We start from the raw sequence: 17,164 nt of genomic DNA, 5'->3' as shown, positions 1-17,164 counted from the left end.
TGAACTGCACCCAAAAAGTTGGACACCCAACGAAGTAAGGTGCAGTTTTTTATGAGCAAGTATTCTCTCAGCTTTAAGCTTGAGGTTGTGCAGCACTATCTTTCCGGGCAGGAAGGACAGGAAGCGACGGCAAAACGTTTTGGTATCGATCACAGTGCCGTTCGTAAGTGGTCTGCTGCCTGGAAGCTTCATGGCGAAGCCGGGCTTACAACCCGGCATTTTACCTATTCTCCTGCGTTTAAAGAGTCCGTTATCCTGCATATGCGTGAACACCACCTGTCTGTTCGCGAAGTCTGTGCAAAATTCATTATCCCGGCCTTTTCCACTGTTTGTCAGTGGGAACGACTGTATGATGAAGGGGGATTAGAAGCCCTTACAGACAGCCGACGCAGGAAAAAAACGATGCCAGAACACCCTGAGAATCACCCTGTCCCTCCTTTGCAGGCTCCTCTTGACCCGGATGAACGTGAGGAGCTTGAACAACTGCGTGCTGAAGTGGCATATCTAAAAAAGCTGCAGGCCTTACTCAGGGAAAGGAGCACGTCAGGACGCGGGATAAAGCGCAGGTCGTGAATGAGTTAAGGCTGAAGTTCTCTCTTGCACGCTTGTTAAACGCCGCAGGGCTGGCGAGAAGCACGTTCTACTGGCAACTGGCCAGCGGTAAAAAACCAGACAAATATGCTGATGACAAGCAGCAGATTTTAACGCTGTTCCATAAACATAAAGGACGGTATGGATACAGGCGAATCACGCTGGCTGGCCGCCGGGAAGGAAGCTTACTGAACCATAAAACGGTTCACAGGTTAATGAAGGCTCTGGGTTTAACCTGTTGTATCAGAAGGAAGAAATATAACTCTTACAAAGGCCGGTATGGGAAAGTTGTGGGTAATGTACTGAACCGGCAGTTCAGTGCGGATAAGCCCAACCAAAAGTGGGTTACAGATGTCACGGAATTTAAAATCAGCGGAGAAAAGCTGTATCTGTCCCCGATTCTGGATCTGTATAACGGAGAAATAGTTGCGTACCAGATGGGGCCCCGTCCTCTTCTGTCGATGGTGGATAACATGCTGTCGAAGGCTATATCTGTACTGGGCAAAAACGAATACCCGCTGCTCCACTCAGATCAGGGCTGGCAATATCAGATGGCACATTATCAGAACCGGCTTAAGGAGGCGGGTCTGAGACAGAGCATGTCAAGGAAGGGGAACTGTCATGACAATGCAGTGATGGAGAGCTTCTTCGGCACACTGAAATCTGAGTGTTTTTACCTCACGGAACACGAGAATATCAGCGAGTTGCGCATGGCTATCGATGACTATATCCACTATTACAACCATGAAAGAATAAAACAGAAACTGAAAGGCCTGAGTCCGGTAGAATACCGAATCCAGGCCCAGATAACCGCTTAAAATAAACTGTCCAATATTATGGGGTCAGTTCAAATTGCCGGTTTTTTTTCATGCAGAGCAATGGTCTTCCAGACATTACTCTTTATGAGAAAGCTTCTCAGCCTGAACGCTACCGTCAGCATCTTTCTTCGCATCGGCATTTTCATCGTTCATCGCTTTTTTGAAGCCTTTAATTGCCGTTCCCAGGTCTCCACCCAGTGTACGTAACTTCTTGGTACCAAACAGCAGAACGACCAGTGCGGCAACCACCAGCAGTTTGGTAATACTAATCTCACCCATAGATACCTTCTTGACTTAAACCAGGCTGCATAAGCGCCATATTAACCTGAGAATATTAACGGCCTTTCGACGCGCGCACACAATAGCAATCTGTAACAAGGTGAATCAAGCCTTGTTTAAAAAAACGTCATAATAATTGCGGTGGCGCAAAGCGCCGGTTACGTAACACCGGAAGTTGCGCCCTGACTTGCCTCACCCGCTCAGCAGAAACCTCTGTCATAATCAGCGCGGGTGTCTCTGCAGCGGCAGCAATGGTCACGCCAAAGGGATCGATCACCCGGCTTTGACCGATATTCTTATTACCGCACTCTCCTGCCGCAATCAAGTAGCAGGTGGCATCCAGCGCTCTTGCCGCCAGCAGCGTAGCCCAATGATGTTCTTTCATAGATCCCCTAACCCATGCCGCAGGTAAGACGAGGATTTCTGCCCCCTGCAAAGCGAGGGCTAACGCCAGCTCAGGAAAGCGTAAGTCATAGCAGGTCATTAACCCTACCTTTAACCCGTCTACGTCCAACAGCGGCGCTATGGCGTCGCCTGCATCCACATTACGCGACTCCTGAATCGAAAAGGCATCGTAGAGATGCAATTTCGCATAATGGGCAACAACCTTTCCTCTTCGTAGAGCAACTAACATGTTAAACGCCCGGGCAGGCAATGAAGGTACATGAATGGTCAGAATCGTTGTCATATCGTTTTGTGCGCTTTCACGTAACAACCGCGTCAGAAATCCCCCCTCTAATAGTTGAGCAGACTTCACGGACAGATCCGGGTCAAGATCGTCACGAGCCAGCAGTGCTTCAGGCAGTACCAGCAACGATACGCCCTCTCTGGCAGCCTGTGACATCAATAAGGCGCACGTTTCTGCATTTTTCTCCCATGAGGGACCGACGGCAAATTGCCCTGCTGCAACGAACATATTCCCTCCAGAAAAATTTGTTAAGCTCATCAACAATAATGACTCAGCGTTACATTCGCCCTGTATACTCTACATACTTCAGGTTGCGGCAAGCGCACGAGTCCCCTGGCGCATTGATAACTATGTGACTGGGATGAAAGTGCGCAGTCAACGCATCAACGACCTGAAGTATGATGAGTATAAAATCAAATAGCAGGATTATGCCGTGTTACAACTTCTATTAGCTGTTTTTATAGGTGGTGGTACAGGTAGCGTTGCAAGATGGATGTTGAGTATGCGGTTTAACCCGCTTCATCAAGCCATTCCCTTAGGTACGCTGGCTGCAAACCTTATTGGCGCGTTTATCATTGGTATGGGGCTGGCGTGGTTCAATCGCATGGCCCACATTGACCCAATGTGGAAAGTGCTAATTACCACGGGCTTTTGTGGAGGGCTGACAACATTCTCTACATTCTCCGCAGAAGTGGTGTTTTTACTGCAGGATGGACGCTTTGGCTGGGCGATGGTGAATGTGCTGATTAATCTGCTGGGGTCGTTTGCGATGACGGCACTGGCATTCTGGTTGGTTTCCGCCTCCACCGCACATTGAAGACAAAAAAAACCCGCAATTAAGCGGGTTTTGAATTCTTGCTGTCGTATGCTTACAGAGCGGTTACGTTTGCAGCAGAAGGGCCTTTGGCACCGTTAGTGATTTCGAACTCTACACGCTGACCTTCAGCCAGAGTTTTAAAACCATTGGTCTGGATTGCAGAGAAGTGTACGAACACGTCTTTGCTGCCATCTTCCGGAGTAATGAAACCGAATCCTTTGGACTCATTAAACCACTTAACGTTACCTTTAATCTTAGACATCAAAATTACCTTTACATGAAAAATAGACACAAATGCTGTGTCGGGTATCAGTACAACAATTGTGGTGCTGTTTGTCCAGTCAAACCTTGCCAAAAAGTGATAAATGTCGCGTTATTTTTCAGGTAAAGTTCATATCATTTTGTTATTAAAGGGATTTTAATATTCCAACTGACAATACAGGTAGCCCCTTAAAACTGGAAACGTAGCCAGGCAAAGTAGACATTTCCGTTGTTATACGTTCCTGGAATGTAGGTCATCTGAAACGTTGCCGGGCCATAACCGATTGATGCCAGCGGCAGCAACACGGGCACCGGGATGTAGTTCCAGTTATCACGAGCAGTCATGCCCGCCGTAAAACCCAATCCCATATGGAAGTTATCATCAACCAGTGGTCGCCAGGTTTTTTCCCAGCCATAGCCGCCAATCGGCTCCCACTTATTGTAGGAGTCCTTAAAGGCCATAATATAAAGTCCGTGCCAGTTGCCTTTATCGTCCCAACGCGACTGACCAAATCCAGCCCCCCAGGGACGTTCATTGTAGCGATCTGTTTTATCTTTATCGTAGGCAAAGCGCGCATGCCAGGTAATAGCGGGCACATACAGCTCATAATGTTCCGGCTGCTGCCAGGTTTCACTGACATTATCTTTAAAAGTATCAAACCAGCCTTTATCTTCCGCATAGGCCTGAGGAATAATAGTTAACTGAATAAAAAGAAATGAAAAAATGAATAAATATCGTTTAGCGACAATCACAAATTAATTACCGTCCAGAAATTTAAGATTAATTGTAGCAAACTCAACCTTAATGACAGCTTAACAAAAAATACTATTTTAAAAAATCAGATTATTCTATAGCGTATAATTTAATGGTTATTATCCATATATTTACTAAGCCTTTTCGCATGTAACTCGTAACTTTTATTAACCTGGATTGCTTGTTTTACGAGTACCCTCCAAATAATTCTACAATTTATTAACACAATAATATCAATAACGCATCAAATAACGTACAACAACTGCACCTCACTCTTTTTTTATTGCGATATTCCCTTTTCATCGGCTATGTTTGAAAAATGCCTTGGCCATCGGTTTAATCCGTATCTTTATTGATTTTAATCAGCAAGCGATGACCGTTTATTAGGCACATTCTGACTCCACTTTATGCTCTTTTTTATTTTTTACTTTCTGGGCGTTTACGCGACAGGGGAAACAATGTTGACATTTATTGAACTCCTTATTGGGGTTGTGGTTATTGTGGGTGTAGCACGCTACATCATTAAAGGTTATTCGGCGACCGGTGTACTATTTGTCGGTGGTCTGGTTTTACTGATTGTCAGCGCCCTGATGGGACACAAAGTTCTGCCTTCCAGCGCGGCAACGACTGGCTATACAGCGACAGACATTGTTGAATATATTAAAATTTTGCTGATGAGCCGTGGTGGCGATCTCGGCATGATGATTATGATGCTATGCGGTTTTGCCGCCTATATGACGCATATTGGCGCGAACGATATGGTCGTTAAGCTGGCCTCGAAACCTCTGCAATATATCAACTCGCCTTATATTCTGATGATTGCCGCTTATTTTGTTGCCTGCCTGATGTCACTGGCAGTCTCCTCCGCGACAGGGCTGGGTGTATTATTGATGGCGACGCTATTTCCGGTCATGGTTAACGTTGGAATCAGCCGCGGTGCTGCAGCAGCCATTTGTGCATCTCCTGCCGCCATCATTCTTTCTCCAACCTCAGGGGATGTGGTTCTGGCAGCAAAAGCAGCAGAAATGCCGCTGATCGACTTCGCGTTTAAAACAACATTGCCAATTTCCATCGCCGCCATTATCGGTATGGCTATTGCGCACTTTTTCTGGCAGCGCTATCTGGATAAAAAAGAGAACATCTCACACGAAATGTTAGACGTGGCCGAGATCACCACAACTGCTCCGTCTTTTTATGCCATTTTGCCGTTTACCCCTATCGTTGGCGTACTGATTTTTGATGGCAAATGGGGTCCACAATTGCACATCATCACTATTCTGGTCCTCTGCATGCTCATCGCTGCGGTTCTGGAGTTTGTGCGTGGATTCAATACCCAGAAGGTGTTCTCAGGTCTGGAAGTCGCCTATCGCGGAATGGCGGATGCCTTTGCTAACGTGGTTATGCTGTTAGTCGCGGCCGGTGTTTTTGCCCAGGGTCTCAGCACTATCGGCTTTATCCAGAGTCTGATTTCTATCGCTACATCGTTTGGTTCAGCAAGTATTATTCTGATGCTGGTACTGGTTATTCTGACCATGTTGGCAGCAATGACCACCGGCTCCGGTAACGCGCCATTCTATGCCTTCGTTGAGATGATCCCTAAACTGGCACACTCTTCCGGTATTAACCCGGCATACCTCTCCATCCCGATGCTGCAAGCATCAAACCTTGGACGCACAATTTCCCCGGTATCTGGCGTGGTTGTGGCTGTCGCGGGCATGGCGAAGATTTCACCGTTTGAAGTGGTAAAACGGACTTCTGTTCCGGTCATGGTCGGGTTGTTGATTGTGATTATCGCAACTGAAGTGATGGTGCCTGCAACGTCCGCTGTAATTGGTGGTTAACGCGACCAGTTAATATCCGACCTTGATACGCAAAATCTTTTAAGCTGCATTGAGGCAGCTAGTGAGGACATCCCCAGTCACATAGATAACGATGTGACTGGGGTTTCTAAAGGCAGCCAACAAAGAGGCAGCTTAAGGGATGACGGTATCAGCCACCGTGGTAAATACGCTGCGGCCTTCCTACCTTACCGTGAATAATCTCCGCAATAATCAAATGGCGGCCGGCACAATATTCCAGGTAACGTCTTGAGGTTGTGCGACTGATGGTTAATGCCTGTGCTACCGTTTCCGCCGTATGATGTACCGTTGGGTCGGTAAATAATTTCAACACCGCATTCAGCGTTAAGGCATCAATACCCGTGGGCAGATCCCCTTTCGGCTCTCCGCGCGCGTAGGCATTAAACATTTCATCAATCTGTCGCTGACTGGCGCTGTCGTTACCTGCCAGCATGCGTCTGCGCTGCTGATAGCGCGTAAGCGTCTGTCCCAGGCGCTCATAAGCAATCGGTTTAACCAGATAATCAAAAGCCCCGCTACGCACGGCCTCTGAAACTGTGTCCATATCGCTGGCAGCCGTCGTAAACACCACACCGCCAGGATAACGCGCCTGGGTCAGCTCATGTAGTAAGGTGATGCCCTTGCCGTCCGGTAAATAGTTGTCCAGAAGAATCAACCCCGGCTTGAAACGCTCAATCATCATCCTCGCCTGCTCAAGATTACCCGCCAGCCATATCTGGCTGAAGCCAGGTATATGGCGAATATATTCAGCATGCATTTCCGCCAGTAGCGTTTCATCCTCAACGATCAATAGCGTTAATGGTTCCGTCATCGTTTTTTTTCACTTTCGGAAGAAATAGAGAAAATAAAGTACCGCAGGGATCATTATCTTCGAGTGTAATAACCCCGTCACAGCGCCTCACATAACTTGCAATCAGATACAAACCGATGCCATGTTCACCTGGTTCATCGGTACGGGTACTCACACCCTGTTCAAATATTTTTTCACGCAATGCTTCCGGCACACCGCAGCCCTGATCGGCCACTTCTATGATCACCTCATCCCCTTCATCGCTCAAAAAGAGTTCGATGACCTTATTCCCTTGCTGGGTACGTAAGCTGGCCTCGAATGCATTATCAAGCAGATTACCAACAATTGCTGCAAACTCTGTGCTATCCAGCCCCTCAGGGAGTTGATGTAGTTGGCTACCGGGAACAATGATCATTTTTAACCCTAATTCCCGCGCACGCTGCACTTTACCAAACAGCAAACCAGCAACCTGACGATCGGCAAATGAGCCGCGTAAACTATCGATGAGCTGCTGCTGAGCCTGAGATTCTCCCTGAACCATCTCCAGCACCCGATCGTACTCTTTCATCTGCAGCAGGCCGTTGAGCGTAGACATCCAGTTCAGGTGTTCATGGCGTAGCGTTCTCAGGCTCTCAACGTATTGTTTAATTTGCGTTAATTGCGCATTGAGGGTAGCAATTTCATCTTTGCTGCGAAAACTGATAATCGCCCCAAGTAATTCGTCACCAGAGCGGATAGCTTCACGGTTGGCAATAACGCTCAACCCATTAAAATTCACCATCGCATCCTGACGTTTCTCCGCAATCTGCTGAGTAAAGAAATCCGCGGGCTGAACAACCTCATCAATCGGTTTTCCCAGCCATTGCCGTCCTGGCGATGACAGCCCCAGCATTTTTCTCGCACTGCGATTAATTGCCGTGATGAATCCTTCAGGATCAACGGCAATCAAACCTTCATACACTGAGCTAAACAGCGCTTCCTGCTGACGGACCACGCGAGCAATTTGCTTGGGTTCCATACCGAGCATCTGACGGCGGATGTGTGCAGCAAAAAACCAGGAGAGCAGCATGAGTAACAGTAGCAGCAGAATAAACACCCCGGCCATCGGCAATAAGAAATCCGAACGCCAGCTATCAATTTTGCTAATCAGGTATCCTATTGAGACAACACCAATAATCTTGCCATCCTCATCAAAGATGGGGGTTTTCGCTCGCATCGCCATCCCGATAGATCCTTTACCGGTAATGAAATAACTTTCCCCTTTTTCTAAAGCTCCCGGCTTGGTGAACTGCATCGGGTAGCCAATCTTTTCCGGGTTCGGATGGTAAAGACGAATCGAGTGATTGTCTCCGATTACGACATAGTCAAAATCCGTTCCACTTTGCAGTTTGTCGGCAATGGTTGCAAGACGCTGATAATCGCGGTGTTTGACTGCGGCGATAACGCTGTCATTGGAAGCGATGATCTTCGCCTGGTTCATCGCCATGTCGCGGACATGCGTCGCCAGATAATCTTCAAAGCTGGCGGTGAAGTATTTTGCCAGTGCCGCAATGATAAGAATGGAAACTACCAGGATAAGCAGAAAAATACGTAATGGAAACGCCAGCCTGCGAAAAAAAGAAAACCGTGTTTTATTTTTCTGGATTACCATAAACTTTCCTTGCCGACGTTAACCAACAACTTATTTTGTATTTGTAATAAAAATGTTCTATTCACAAGTTGAAGAATAAAGCAGGATCGTTACAGATTCCCCACCTTAAATCAATTAAACAAATAAAAACCACACCGCGAATGGTGATTAAATTAATTAAAAAACTTAAAACCATAAAACACATTAAAACCTTCTAACTTATTGTGAAATAAATCAAAATTTGCCTCCAAAATACTCCTTACGATGTATACAGCAGGGAAAAAAAGAAATACTCCGTAATAAAAAACAATTCCCTTCAATTGCAAAAAAAACGTTATCAGGTTGCTAAACAGAGCAACAAAAACAGAAACCCAGTAACAAATATAGCATCGGGGCTCTTTTTACTATGTTAGGTAATAATATATTCACGCAAGTTAAACGCTCAGAAAATAAAAAGATGGCGGTTATCGCTCAATTTCTGAAAGAGAATGATTTGAGCGTTGACACTACCGTTGAAGTATTTATCACCGTCACCCGTGAAGACCGCCTCATTGCCTGTGGTGGCATCGCTGGAAATATCATTAAATGCGTCGCGATCTGTGAATCCGTACGCGGTGAAGGCTTAGCGCTGACGCTGGCTACTGAGCTAATCAATCTCGCCTATGAGCGGCACTGCACTCACCTCTTCATCTATACCAAAACCGAGTATGAGTCGCTGTTTAAACAGTGTGGTTTTTCTACGCTCACCAGCGTACCAGGCATTATGGTGCTGATGGAAAACAGTACCACTCGCCTGAAACGTTACGCCGAATCGCTGGCCAAACAGCGCCATGAAGGGCAAAAAATTGGCTGCATCGTCATGAACGCCAACCCGTTCACCAACGGTCACCGTTTTCTGATCCAGCAGGCAGCCGCGCAGTGCGACTGGCTGCATCTGTTTTTAGTAAAAGAAGACACCTCACGCTTTCCCTATGAAGATCGGCTGGACCTGGTACTCAAAGGAACCAAAGATATTCCGCGTTTAACCGTGCATCGCGGATCGGAATACATCATTTCCCGTGCCACTTTCCCATGCTACTTCATTAAAGAGCAGAGTGTTATTAACCACTGCTACACCGAAATAGACCTGAAAATCTTCCGCCAATACCTGGCCCCGGCACTTGGTGTCACGCACCGCTTCGTCGGTACTGAACCGTATTGCACCGTCACCTCCCAGTACAACAACGATATGCGTTACTGGCTGGAGACCCCAACGCTCCCCGCCCCACCGATTGAACTGGTGGAAATTGAGCGGCTGTGCTTCCAGGAGATGCCGATTTCCGCCTCCTGGGTGCGCAAGCTGCTGGTTAAAAAAGATCTCACGGCTATCGCCTCCCTGGTACCAGAAGCCACTCTGCACTATCTGCAAAGCATGGTTGAACGGGCCTCATCGGGCGCGGTAGTCCGCCAAAATACCCCCGCATTAGCAACAGGTGAAAAATGAAAATAAAGCAGGCAGCCGTCGCAGGCACTCTTGAGTCTGGTGATGTGATGATACGCATCGCCCCTCTCGATACGCAGGATATTGACCTGCAGGTCAACAGTAGCGTTGAAAAACAGTTTGGCGATGCCATCCGCACCACCATTCTGGACGTACTGTCCCGCTATAACGTAAGCGGCGTGCAATTAAATGTTGATGATAAAGGCGCACTGGACTGCATTTTACGTGCGCGACTGGAAGCTTTACTGGCCCGCGCCAGCGGTATTCCGGCACTGCCATGGGAGGATTGCCAGTGATTTCCGCTTCTTTGCAACAACGTAAATCCCGCACACGCCGCAGTATGCTGTTCGTGCCGGGCGCCAATGCCGCAATGGTCAGCAACTCGTTTATCTATCCAGCCGATGCGCTGATGTTCGACCTTGAAGATTCCGTCGCGTTACGTGAGAAAGATACCGCGCGTCGTCTGGTGTATCACGCTTTGCAACATCCGTTGTATCACGACGTTGAAACTATCGTACGTGTTAACGCCCTTGACTCCGAATGGGGTATTAACGACCTGGAAGCGGTCGTTCGCGGCGGCGCTGACATTGTTCGTCTGCCGAAAACCGATACCGCCCAGGATGTTATCGATATCGAAAGCGAAATCCTGCGCATTGAAAAAGCCTGCGGTCGCGAGCCAGGCAGCACCGGTCTGCTTGCCGCTATCGAATCGCCTTTAGGTATTACCCGCGCAGTGGAAATTGCCCATGCTTCCGAACGCCTGATCGGTATTGCTCTCGGTGCAGAAGACTACGTGCGTAACCTGCGAACTGAACGCTCACCGGAAGGTACCGAACTGCTGTTTGCCCGTTGCTCAATTTTGCAAGCCGCGCGCTCTGCGGGCATTCAGGCTTTCGATACCGTCTATTCCGACGCTAACAACGAAGCCGGTTTTCTGCACGAGGCCTCGCACATTAAACAGTTGGGTTTTGACGGTAAGTCGCTCATCAACCCACGTCAGATTGAACTCCTGCACAACCTGTATGCGCCAACGCGCAAAGAACTGGCTCATGCACGCCTGGTTGTAGAAGCCGCTGAAGCTGCTGCCCGCGAAGGCCGTGGCGTTGTTTCCCTGAACGGCAAGATGGTCGACAGCCCGGTAATCGAGCGCGCCCTTCTGGTTATCTCCCGTGCAGAACTTTCCGGCATTCGCGAAGAATAAGGCAAAAAAATGACGCAGAAAATCGAACAATCTCAACGACAGGATCGCGTGTCGACCTGGAGTCGTCATGCAGAAAGCGAACTTTCCGCTTATCAGAGCACCGCAAAACGGGATTTGCAGGCGCAAAAACCGCGTGACAAAAAGCTGTGCGCTAACCTGGAAGACGCCATTCGTCGTTCCGGTTTACAGGATGGGATGACCATCTCTTTCCACCACGCATTCCGCGGTGGCGATCTGACGATCAACCTGGTGATGGATACCATCGCCGCGATGGGCTTTAAAAATCTGACACTGGCTTCCAGTTCCCTGAGCGACTGCCACGCTCCGCTGGTTGAACATATTCGCCAGGGTGTAGTTACCCGCATTTATACTTCCGGTCTGCGCGGACCGCTGGCTGAAGAGATCTCCCGCGGTCTGCTGGCTGAACCCGTACAGGTCCACTCTCACGGCGGTCGTGTACATCTGGTACAGAGCGGCGAGTTAAGCATTGATGTGGCATTCCTTGGCGTACCGTCCTGCGATCAGTTTGGTAACGCTAACGGCTACACCGGTAAAGCGTGCTGCGGTTCACTGGGCTACGCCCGTGTTGATGCTGAAAACGCCAAACAGGTTGTCCTGCTGACCGAACAACTGCTGACCTATCCGCACAATCCGGCCAGCATCGCACAGGATCAGGTCGATCTGATCGTACAGATCGAAAGAGTCGGCGATGCTGACAAAATCGGCGCCGATGCAACTCGCATGACCACCAACCCGCGTGAACTGCTGATTGCCCGTAGCGCGGCGGACGTCATTGCCAACTCCGGTTACTTCAACGAAGGCTTTTCCTTGCAGACGGGAACCGGCGGGGCTTCACTGGCCGTTACCCGCTTCCTGGAAGACAAAATGCGCAGCCGCGACATCCGTGCTGACTTTGCCCTGGGCGGCATCACTGCCACCATCGTTGACCTGCATGAAAAAGGCTTAATCCGCAAACTGCTTGACGTACAGAGCTTCGACCGTAACGCCGCAGAATCCCTGGCGCGTAATCCGAACCACATCGAAATCAGTGCCAACCAGTATGCCAACTGGGGTTCGAAAGGTGCATCGGTTGACCGTCTGGACGTTGTGGTACTGAGCGCCCTGGAAGTAGACACCAACTTCAACGTTAACGTGCTGACCGGCTCTGATGGCGTACTGCGCGGCGCATCCGGTGGTCACTGCGATACCGCCGTCGCTGCAGCGCTTTCAATCATCGTCGCGCCGCTGGTGCGTGGTCGTATCCCGACGCTGGTTGATAACGTACTGACCTGCGTAACGCCCGGTTCCAGTGTTGACATTCTGGTCACTGACCACGGTATTGCCGTTAACCCTGCTCGTCCGGAACTGGCTGAACGCCTGAAAGAAGCCGGTATGAAAGTGGTATCCATCGAATGGCTGCGCGAACGCGCGCTGCAGCTCACCGGTCAACCTCGTGCCATCGAATTCACCGACCGCGTGATTGCCGTTGTGCGTTATCGCGATGGTTCGGTGATTGACGTTGTGCATCAGGTGAAGGAATAAGCCATGCACCTGCTCCCTGAACTGGCCACCCGCCATGCTGTTTCTATTCCCGAGCTGCTCACCAGCCGTGATGAGAGACAAGCCCGGCAGCATGCCTGGCTGGCGCGCCATCGTGCGCCGCTGGTCTCATTTACTGTGGTAGCGCCAGGTCCGATTAAAGATAGCGAATTAACCCGCCAGATCTTTAACCACGGTATGACCGCCCTGCTCACGCTGGCGGAGAAATCAGCCTGGACTGTCAGGGAGCAAACCGCACTGGTCTCAGCCAGTGGGCCGGAAGGCTTATTGTCCATTGCAGCACCGGCCAACAACCTCAAGCTCGCCACTATCGAGCTTGAGCATTCGCACCCGCTGGGACGGTTATGGGATATCGATGTCCTGACCCCTGAGGGGGAAATACTGTCTCGTCGTCACTTCGCGCTCCCTGCCCGCCGCTGTCTGCTGTGCGGACAAAGCGCTGCCGAATGCGCGCGGGGTAAAACCCACGCGCTTTCTGACTTACTTATTCGCATGGAGGAACTGCTACATGATGCCGATTCCCGCAACATCGACTGATACCGCAGTCCTTCCTGTAGATTTACCCGACGCCTACGCCACGCTGGCGTGGCGCGCCATGCTGACTGAAGTCAACTTATCGCCAAAACCCGGTCTGGTGGATCGCATTAATAACGGCGCACATAAAGACATGGCGCTGGAGGATTTTCACCGTAGCGCACAGGCCATTCAGGCCTGGCTGCCGCGTTTCGTTGAATATGGGGCATTTAGTGCTCAGTCGGCGTCTGAAGATGTGCTGAAAGGACTGCGTCCATTAGGCATGGCCTGCGAAGCCGATATGTTTCGCGCCACCGCAGGGGTGAACACCCATAAAGGCAGTATTTTTTCACTGGGATTGCTGTGCGCCGCCATCGGCCGCCTGCACCAGCGGAGTGAGGCTGTTACAGCAGAAACCATTTGCTCTACGGCGGCAACTTTTTGCCGCGGCCTGACCGAGCGCGAACTGCGCCATAACAATCAACAACTCACGGCTGGCCAACGTCTTTATCAGCAACTGGGATTAACCGGCGCACGGGGTGAAGCCGAAGCGGGATATCCGCTCGTCATTGAGCATGCCCTGCCACATTACCGCGCACTGCTGGCTCAGGGTCGCGATCCTGAACTGGCGTTACTCGACACATTATTGCTGCTGATGTCTATCAATGGCGACACCAATGTCGCTTCACGTGGTGGCGCTGAAGGTCTGCGCTGGCTACAGCAGTACGCCGCCAAATTATTGCAGCGAGGGGGAATTCGTACCTCCGCCGATCTCTATTACCTGCACCAGTTCGACCAACAGTGCATCGAACGCAATCTCAGTCCTGGAGGCTGCGCCGATCTGCTGATTGTCACCTGGTTCTTAGCCCAGATTTCGCAAGTTCATCATTATCACAATTAAAGATCCTTTCCGGAGAATCATTCATGTCTTTATCAAAAGATAGTATATGGAAGTTATTCGCTCCATTGATTGTAATGGGCGTCATGTTTCTTATCCCCGTCCCAGATGGAATGCCTCCACAGGCCTGGCACTACTTTGCCGTGTTTGTGGCGATGATTGTCGGTATGATCCTCGAGCCAATCCCGGCAACGGCGATTAGCTTCATTGCCGTCACAATTTGCGTTATCGGCAGTAATTACCTGCTTTTTGATGCCAAAGAGCTGGCTAACCCGGACTTCAACGCCGGTAAACAGGCTCTGAAATGGGGGCTGGCAGGCTTCTCCAGCACCACTGTGTGGCTGGTATTTGGTGCTTTCATTTTCGCACTGGGTTATGAAGTCACCGGCCTGGGCCGTCGTATCGCGCTGTTCCTGGTGAAATTCATGGGTAAACGTACCCTGACGCTGGGCTATGCGATTGTTATTATCGACATTCTGCTGGCACCGTTTACACCGTCCAACACCGCGCGTACCGGTGGTACCGTATTCCCGGTTATCAAAAACCTGCCGCCGCTGTTTAAATCATTCCCGAACGATCCTTCCGCTCGCCGTATCGGCGGATATCTGATGTGGATGATGGTTATCAGTACCAGCCTTAGCTCCTCTATGTTCGTTACCGGCGCTGCGCCGAACGTGTTGGGCCTGGAGTTCGTTAACAAAATCGCGGGCATTCAAATCAGCTGGCTGCAGTGGTTCCTGAGCTTCCTGCCGGTCGGGATTATTTTACTGATCGTAGCCCCGTGGCTGTCCTACGTTCTGTACAAACCGGAAGTAACGCATAGTGCCGAAGTTGCCGCATGGGCCGGTGACGAACTCAAAACTATGGGTAAACTGACCCGTAAAGAGATGACCCTGATCGGTCTGGTTCTGCTCAGCTTAGGGTTGTGGGTCTTCGGTGGTGAACTGATTGATGCGACTGCAGTAGGTCTGCTGGCAGTCTCCCTGATGCTGGCTCTGCACGTTGTTCCGTGGAAAGACATCACCCGCTATAACAGTGCATGGAACACGCTGGTTAACCTCGCTACACTGGTGGTGATGGCAAACGGTTTAACCCGTTCTGGCTTTATCGACTGGTTCGCCAATACCATGAGCACCCACCTGGAAGGCTTCTCGCCTAATGCGACTGTCATCGTACTGGTGCTGGTGTTCTACTTTGCTCACTACCTGTTTGCCAGCCTTTCTGCGCATACCGCGACCATGCTGCCGGTTATTCTGGCCGTCGGTAAAGGTATTCCGGGCGTGCCGATGGAACATCTGTGTATTCTGCTGGTTCTGTCCATCGGTATCATGGGTTGTCTGACTCCGTATGCAACCGGCCCTGGCGTAATTATCTACGGCTGCGGTTACGTGAAGTCAAAAGACTACTGGCGTCTTGGCGCGATCTTCGGCGTAATTTATATCTCTATGCTCCTGCTGGTCGGTTGGCCGATTCTGGCAATGTGGAGCTAATCTCCCCGCTCAACGCATAGCTAAAATGATGCCAGTCAGCTAAACCTGACTGGCATTTTTTATGGTTAAATAGATGACATTCAGAAATCATATAAGTATCCGAATTCATCATGACATCAAGATGGCGTTATTGTTCTTTACTGGCTGCGCTTGTGCTCCCGGTTTCAGTGGCTCATGCCGACGAGCTTCAGGCAAAACAGTACAGCGATTTTAATAGCTACGTGCTGGCACTCTCCTGGCAGACTGGGTTTTGTCAGAGTCAACATGAACGTAACCGTCAGGAACCCGACGAATGCCGCCTGCAAAAAGAGACCGCAAACAAAGCGGATTTCCTGACCGTTCACGGCTTGTGGCCAGGTCTGCCTAAATCAATCGCCGCGCGCGGTGTGGATAATCGTCGGTGGATGCGTTTTGGCTGCGCAACTCGCCCTATTCCCAACCTGCCGGAAGCCCGTGCCAGTCGTAAATGTGCCGCACCACAAACCGGTCTGTCACCGGAAAGCGCGGCAAAACTAAGCACAGTGATGCCCGGTGCCGGCGGTAAATCCTGCCTGGAGCGTTACGAATACGCCAAACACGGGGCCTGCTTTGGTTTTGACCCTGACGCATACTTCGGTACGATGGTGCGTCTGAATAGTGAAGTAAAGAACAGCGCATGGGGTGTCTTTCTTGCGGACAACTATGGAAAAACGGTCAGTCGCGATGATTTTGACGCAGCAATTGCCAAAACATGGGGCAAAGAGAGCGTGAAAGCGGTGAAATTAAGCTGCCACGGTAACCCGGCTTATCTGACGGAAATTCAATTTACGCTTAAGGCCGCTATGATTAACGCCCCGCTTTCTGCGACATCGTTCCTGTCACAACCGCATCCTGGTAACTGCGGTAAACGATTCGTACTTGATAAAGTCGGTTATTGATCGCCTGAATGTGAACTAAATCACTTCAAACCTGGGGTAAGTCTCAGTATCATCGGTGAAGTTAAACCCTTGCCGCCTGACGGTGAGGGTTTTCTTTTGGGATTATTTACCTGCGCACCCGCAGTATCGACGACATGGAGTAATAAATGTCCAGACCAACTATCATCATTAACGACCTCGATGCCGAACGCATTGACCGCCTGTTGGAGCAACCTGCGTTTGCTGGTTTACCGATTGCCGACGCTTTAAACGCCGAGCTGGATCGTGCCCAAATGTGTTCTCCAGAAACCATGCCGCACGATGTGGTGACCATGAACAGTCGTGTGAAGTTCCGCAATCTAAGTGATGGCGAAATCCGTGTGCGTACTCTGGTGTATCCGGCCAATATGACTGACAGCAATACTCAGCTTTCGGTAATGGCGCCCGTTGGTGCCGCCCTGCTGGGTCTGCGCGTTGGCGACACTATCCACTGGGAGCTACCAGGCGGTACATCAACTCACCTTGAAGTCATTGCGCTTGAGTACCAGCCTGAAGCTGCGGGCGACTACCTGCGCTAACTCTGTCTTATCAAAGCACCCGCTTTATCTTACAGGGGATGCATCCGCATCCTCTTTCCGG

The 17,164-nt window shown here is 50.1% G+C and carries 18 protein-coding genes; 12 read left to right on the top strand and 6 right to left on the bottom strand.

Translation table 11 applies throughout. The features are described 5' to 3' along the window. The first annotated feature begins 51 nt into the window (after positions 1-51). Positions 52-1,409 (top strand): IS3 family transposase gene (locus OGX98_RS08740; RefSeq protein ID WP_286594712.1). Its coding sequence is split into 2 segments (ribosomal slippage): positions 52-514 and positions 514-1,409, totalling 1,359 coding nucleotides; the frame shifts between segments, so codons are not numbered across the junction. Between the two features lie 75 nt (positions 1,410-1,484). On the opposite strand, the gene tatE is transcribed toward OGX98_RS08740, so the two are convergent. Next, positions 1,485-1,688 carry a twin-arginine translocase subunit TatE gene (gene tatE, locus OGX98_RS08735; RefSeq protein ID WP_045441030.1) on the bottom strand — a complete coding sequence of 68 codons (204 nt, stop codon included), beginning with the start codon at positions 1,686-1,688 and terminating at the stop codon, positions 1,485-1,487. Positions 1,689-1,815: 127 nt separating this feature from the next. Beyond that, positions 1,816-2,604 carry a deaminated glutathione amidase gene (locus OGX98_RS08730; RefSeq protein ID WP_045441029.1) on the bottom strand — a complete coding sequence of 263 codons (789 nt, stop codon included), beginning with the start codon at positions 2,602-2,604 and terminating at the stop codon, positions 1,816-1,818. A gap of 205 nt (positions 2,605-2,809) precedes the next feature. Between OGX98_RS08730 and crcB the strand changes: the two genes are divergently transcribed. Beyond that, entirely contained in the window at positions 2,810-3,193 is a 384-nt protein-coding gene (gene crcB, locus OGX98_RS08725) for a fluoride efflux transporter CrcB (protein ID WP_048221867.1), read from the top strand. 52 nt (positions 3,194-3,245) lie between these two features. On the opposite strand, the gene cspE is transcribed toward crcB, so the two are convergent. Together cspE and pagP are read right to left on the bottom strand one after the other, a co-directional pair. Continuing rightward, positions 3,246-3,455: a transcription antiterminator/RNA stability regulator CspE gene (cspE, locus tag OGX98_RS08720; protein ID WP_000034826.1), complete on the bottom strand. Its 210-nt coding sequence runs from the start codon at positions 3,453-3,455 to the stop codon at positions 3,246-3,248. Between the two features lie 188 nt (positions 3,456-3,643). Beyond that, a complete protein-coding gene (gene pagP, locus OGX98_RS08715; RefSeq protein WP_045441027.1) occupies positions 3,644-4,207 on the bottom strand; it encodes a lipid IV(A) palmitoyltransferase PagP in 564 nt (187 codons plus the stop codon). A gap of 459 nt (positions 4,208-4,666) precedes the next feature. On the opposite strand from pagP, the gene dcuC reads away from it, so the two are divergent. Then, positions 4,667-6,049: an anaerobic C4-dicarboxylate transporter DcuC gene (gene dcuC, locus OGX98_RS08710; RefSeq protein WP_045441026.1), complete on the top strand. Its 1,383-nt coding sequence runs from the start codon at positions 4,667-4,669 to the stop codon at positions 6,047-6,049. A gap of 148 nt (positions 6,050-6,197) precedes the next feature. On the opposite strand, the gene dpiA is transcribed toward dcuC, so the two are convergent. Then, on the bottom strand, positions 6,198-6,878 hold the full coding sequence (gene dpiA, locus OGX98_RS08705; RefSeq protein WP_045441025.1) for a two-component response regulator DpiA: 681 nt from the start codon (positions 6,876-6,878) through the stop codon (positions 6,198-6,200). Beyond that, positions 6,847-8,508 carry a sensor histidine kinase DpiB gene (dpiB, locus tag OGX98_RS08700; RefSeq protein ID WP_286595124.1) on the bottom strand — a complete coding sequence of 554 codons (1,662 nt, stop codon included), beginning with the start codon at positions 8,506-8,508 and terminating at the stop codon, positions 6,847-6,849. Before dpiB ends, dpiA begins: the two co-directional genes overlap by 32 nt. Before the next feature lie 385 nt (positions 8,509-8,893). Between dpiB and citC the strand changes: the two genes are divergently transcribed. From citC to rnk, 9 genes are all read left to right on the top strand, one after another. Further along, positions 8,894-9,970 (top strand): [citrate (pro-3S)-lyase] ligase, encoded by a 1,077-nt coding sequence (gene citC, locus OGX98_RS08695; protein ID WP_045441023.1) that lies wholly within the window; start codon positions 8,894-8,896, stop codon positions 9,968-9,970. Continuing rightward, positions 9,967-10,263 carry a citrate lyase acyl carrier protein gene (gene citD / locus OGX98_RS08690; protein ID WP_045441022.1) on the top strand — a complete coding sequence of 99 codons (297 nt, stop codon included), beginning with the start codon at positions 9,967-9,969 and terminating at the stop codon, positions 10,261-10,263. Before citC ends, citD begins: the two co-directional genes overlap by 4 nt. Next, on the top strand, positions 10,260-11,168 hold the full coding sequence (locus OGX98_RS08685) for an aldolase/citrate lyase family protein (RefSeq protein ID WP_045441021.1): 909 nt from the start codon (positions 10,260-10,262) through the stop codon (positions 11,166-11,168). The genes citD and OGX98_RS08685 overlap by 4 nt, the downstream gene beginning before the upstream one ends. A 9-nt stretch (positions 11,169-11,177) precedes the next feature. Beyond that, positions 11,178-12,710 (top strand): citrate lyase subunit alpha, encoded by a 1,533-nt coding sequence (gene citF / locus OGX98_RS08680; protein ID WP_286595123.1) that lies wholly within the window; start codon positions 11,178-11,180, stop codon positions 12,708-12,710. Positions 12,711-12,713: 3 nt separating this feature from the next. Then, positions 12,714-13,265 carry a citrate lyase holo-[acyl-carrier protein] synthase gene (citX, locus tag OGX98_RS08675; RefSeq protein ID WP_048221872.1) on the top strand — a complete coding sequence of 184 codons (552 nt, stop codon included), beginning with the start codon at positions 12,714-12,716 and terminating at the stop codon, positions 13,263-13,265. After that, positions 13,237-14,142, top strand: a complete 906-nt coding sequence (gene citG / locus OGX98_RS08670) for a triphosphoribosyl-dephospho-CoA synthase CitG (protein ID WP_045441018.1) — start codon at positions 13,237-13,239, stop codon at positions 14,140-14,142. Before citX ends, citG begins: the two co-directional genes overlap by 29 nt. A gap of 23 nt (positions 14,143-14,165) precedes the next feature. Continuing rightward, positions 14,166-15,629 carry a citrate/succinate antiporter CitT gene (gene citT, locus OGX98_RS08665; RefSeq protein ID WP_045441017.1) on the top strand — a complete coding sequence of 488 codons (1,464 nt, stop codon included), beginning with the start codon at positions 14,166-14,168 and terminating at the stop codon, positions 15,627-15,629. Positions 15,630-15,739: 110 nt separating this feature from the next. Then, a complete protein-coding gene (rna, locus tag OGX98_RS08660; RefSeq protein WP_286595121.1) occupies positions 15,740-16,546 on the top strand; it encodes a ribonuclease I in 807 nt (268 codons plus the stop codon). Between the two features lie 146 nt (positions 16,547-16,692). After that, positions 16,693-17,103, top strand: a complete 411-nt coding sequence (gene rnk / locus OGX98_RS08655) for a nucleoside diphosphate kinase regulator (RefSeq protein WP_045441015.1) — start codon at positions 16,693-16,695, stop codon at positions 17,101-17,103. Positions 17,104-17,164 lie beyond the last annotated feature (61 nt).

The organism is Citrobacter sp. Cm046 (assembly GCF_030333065.1).
Classification (GTDB): domain Bacteria; phylum Pseudomonadota; class Gammaproteobacteria; order Enterobacterales; family Enterobacteriaceae; genus Citrobacter; species Citrobacter murliniae.
This window is presented reverse-complemented; position numbering and strand designations above follow the sequence as displayed.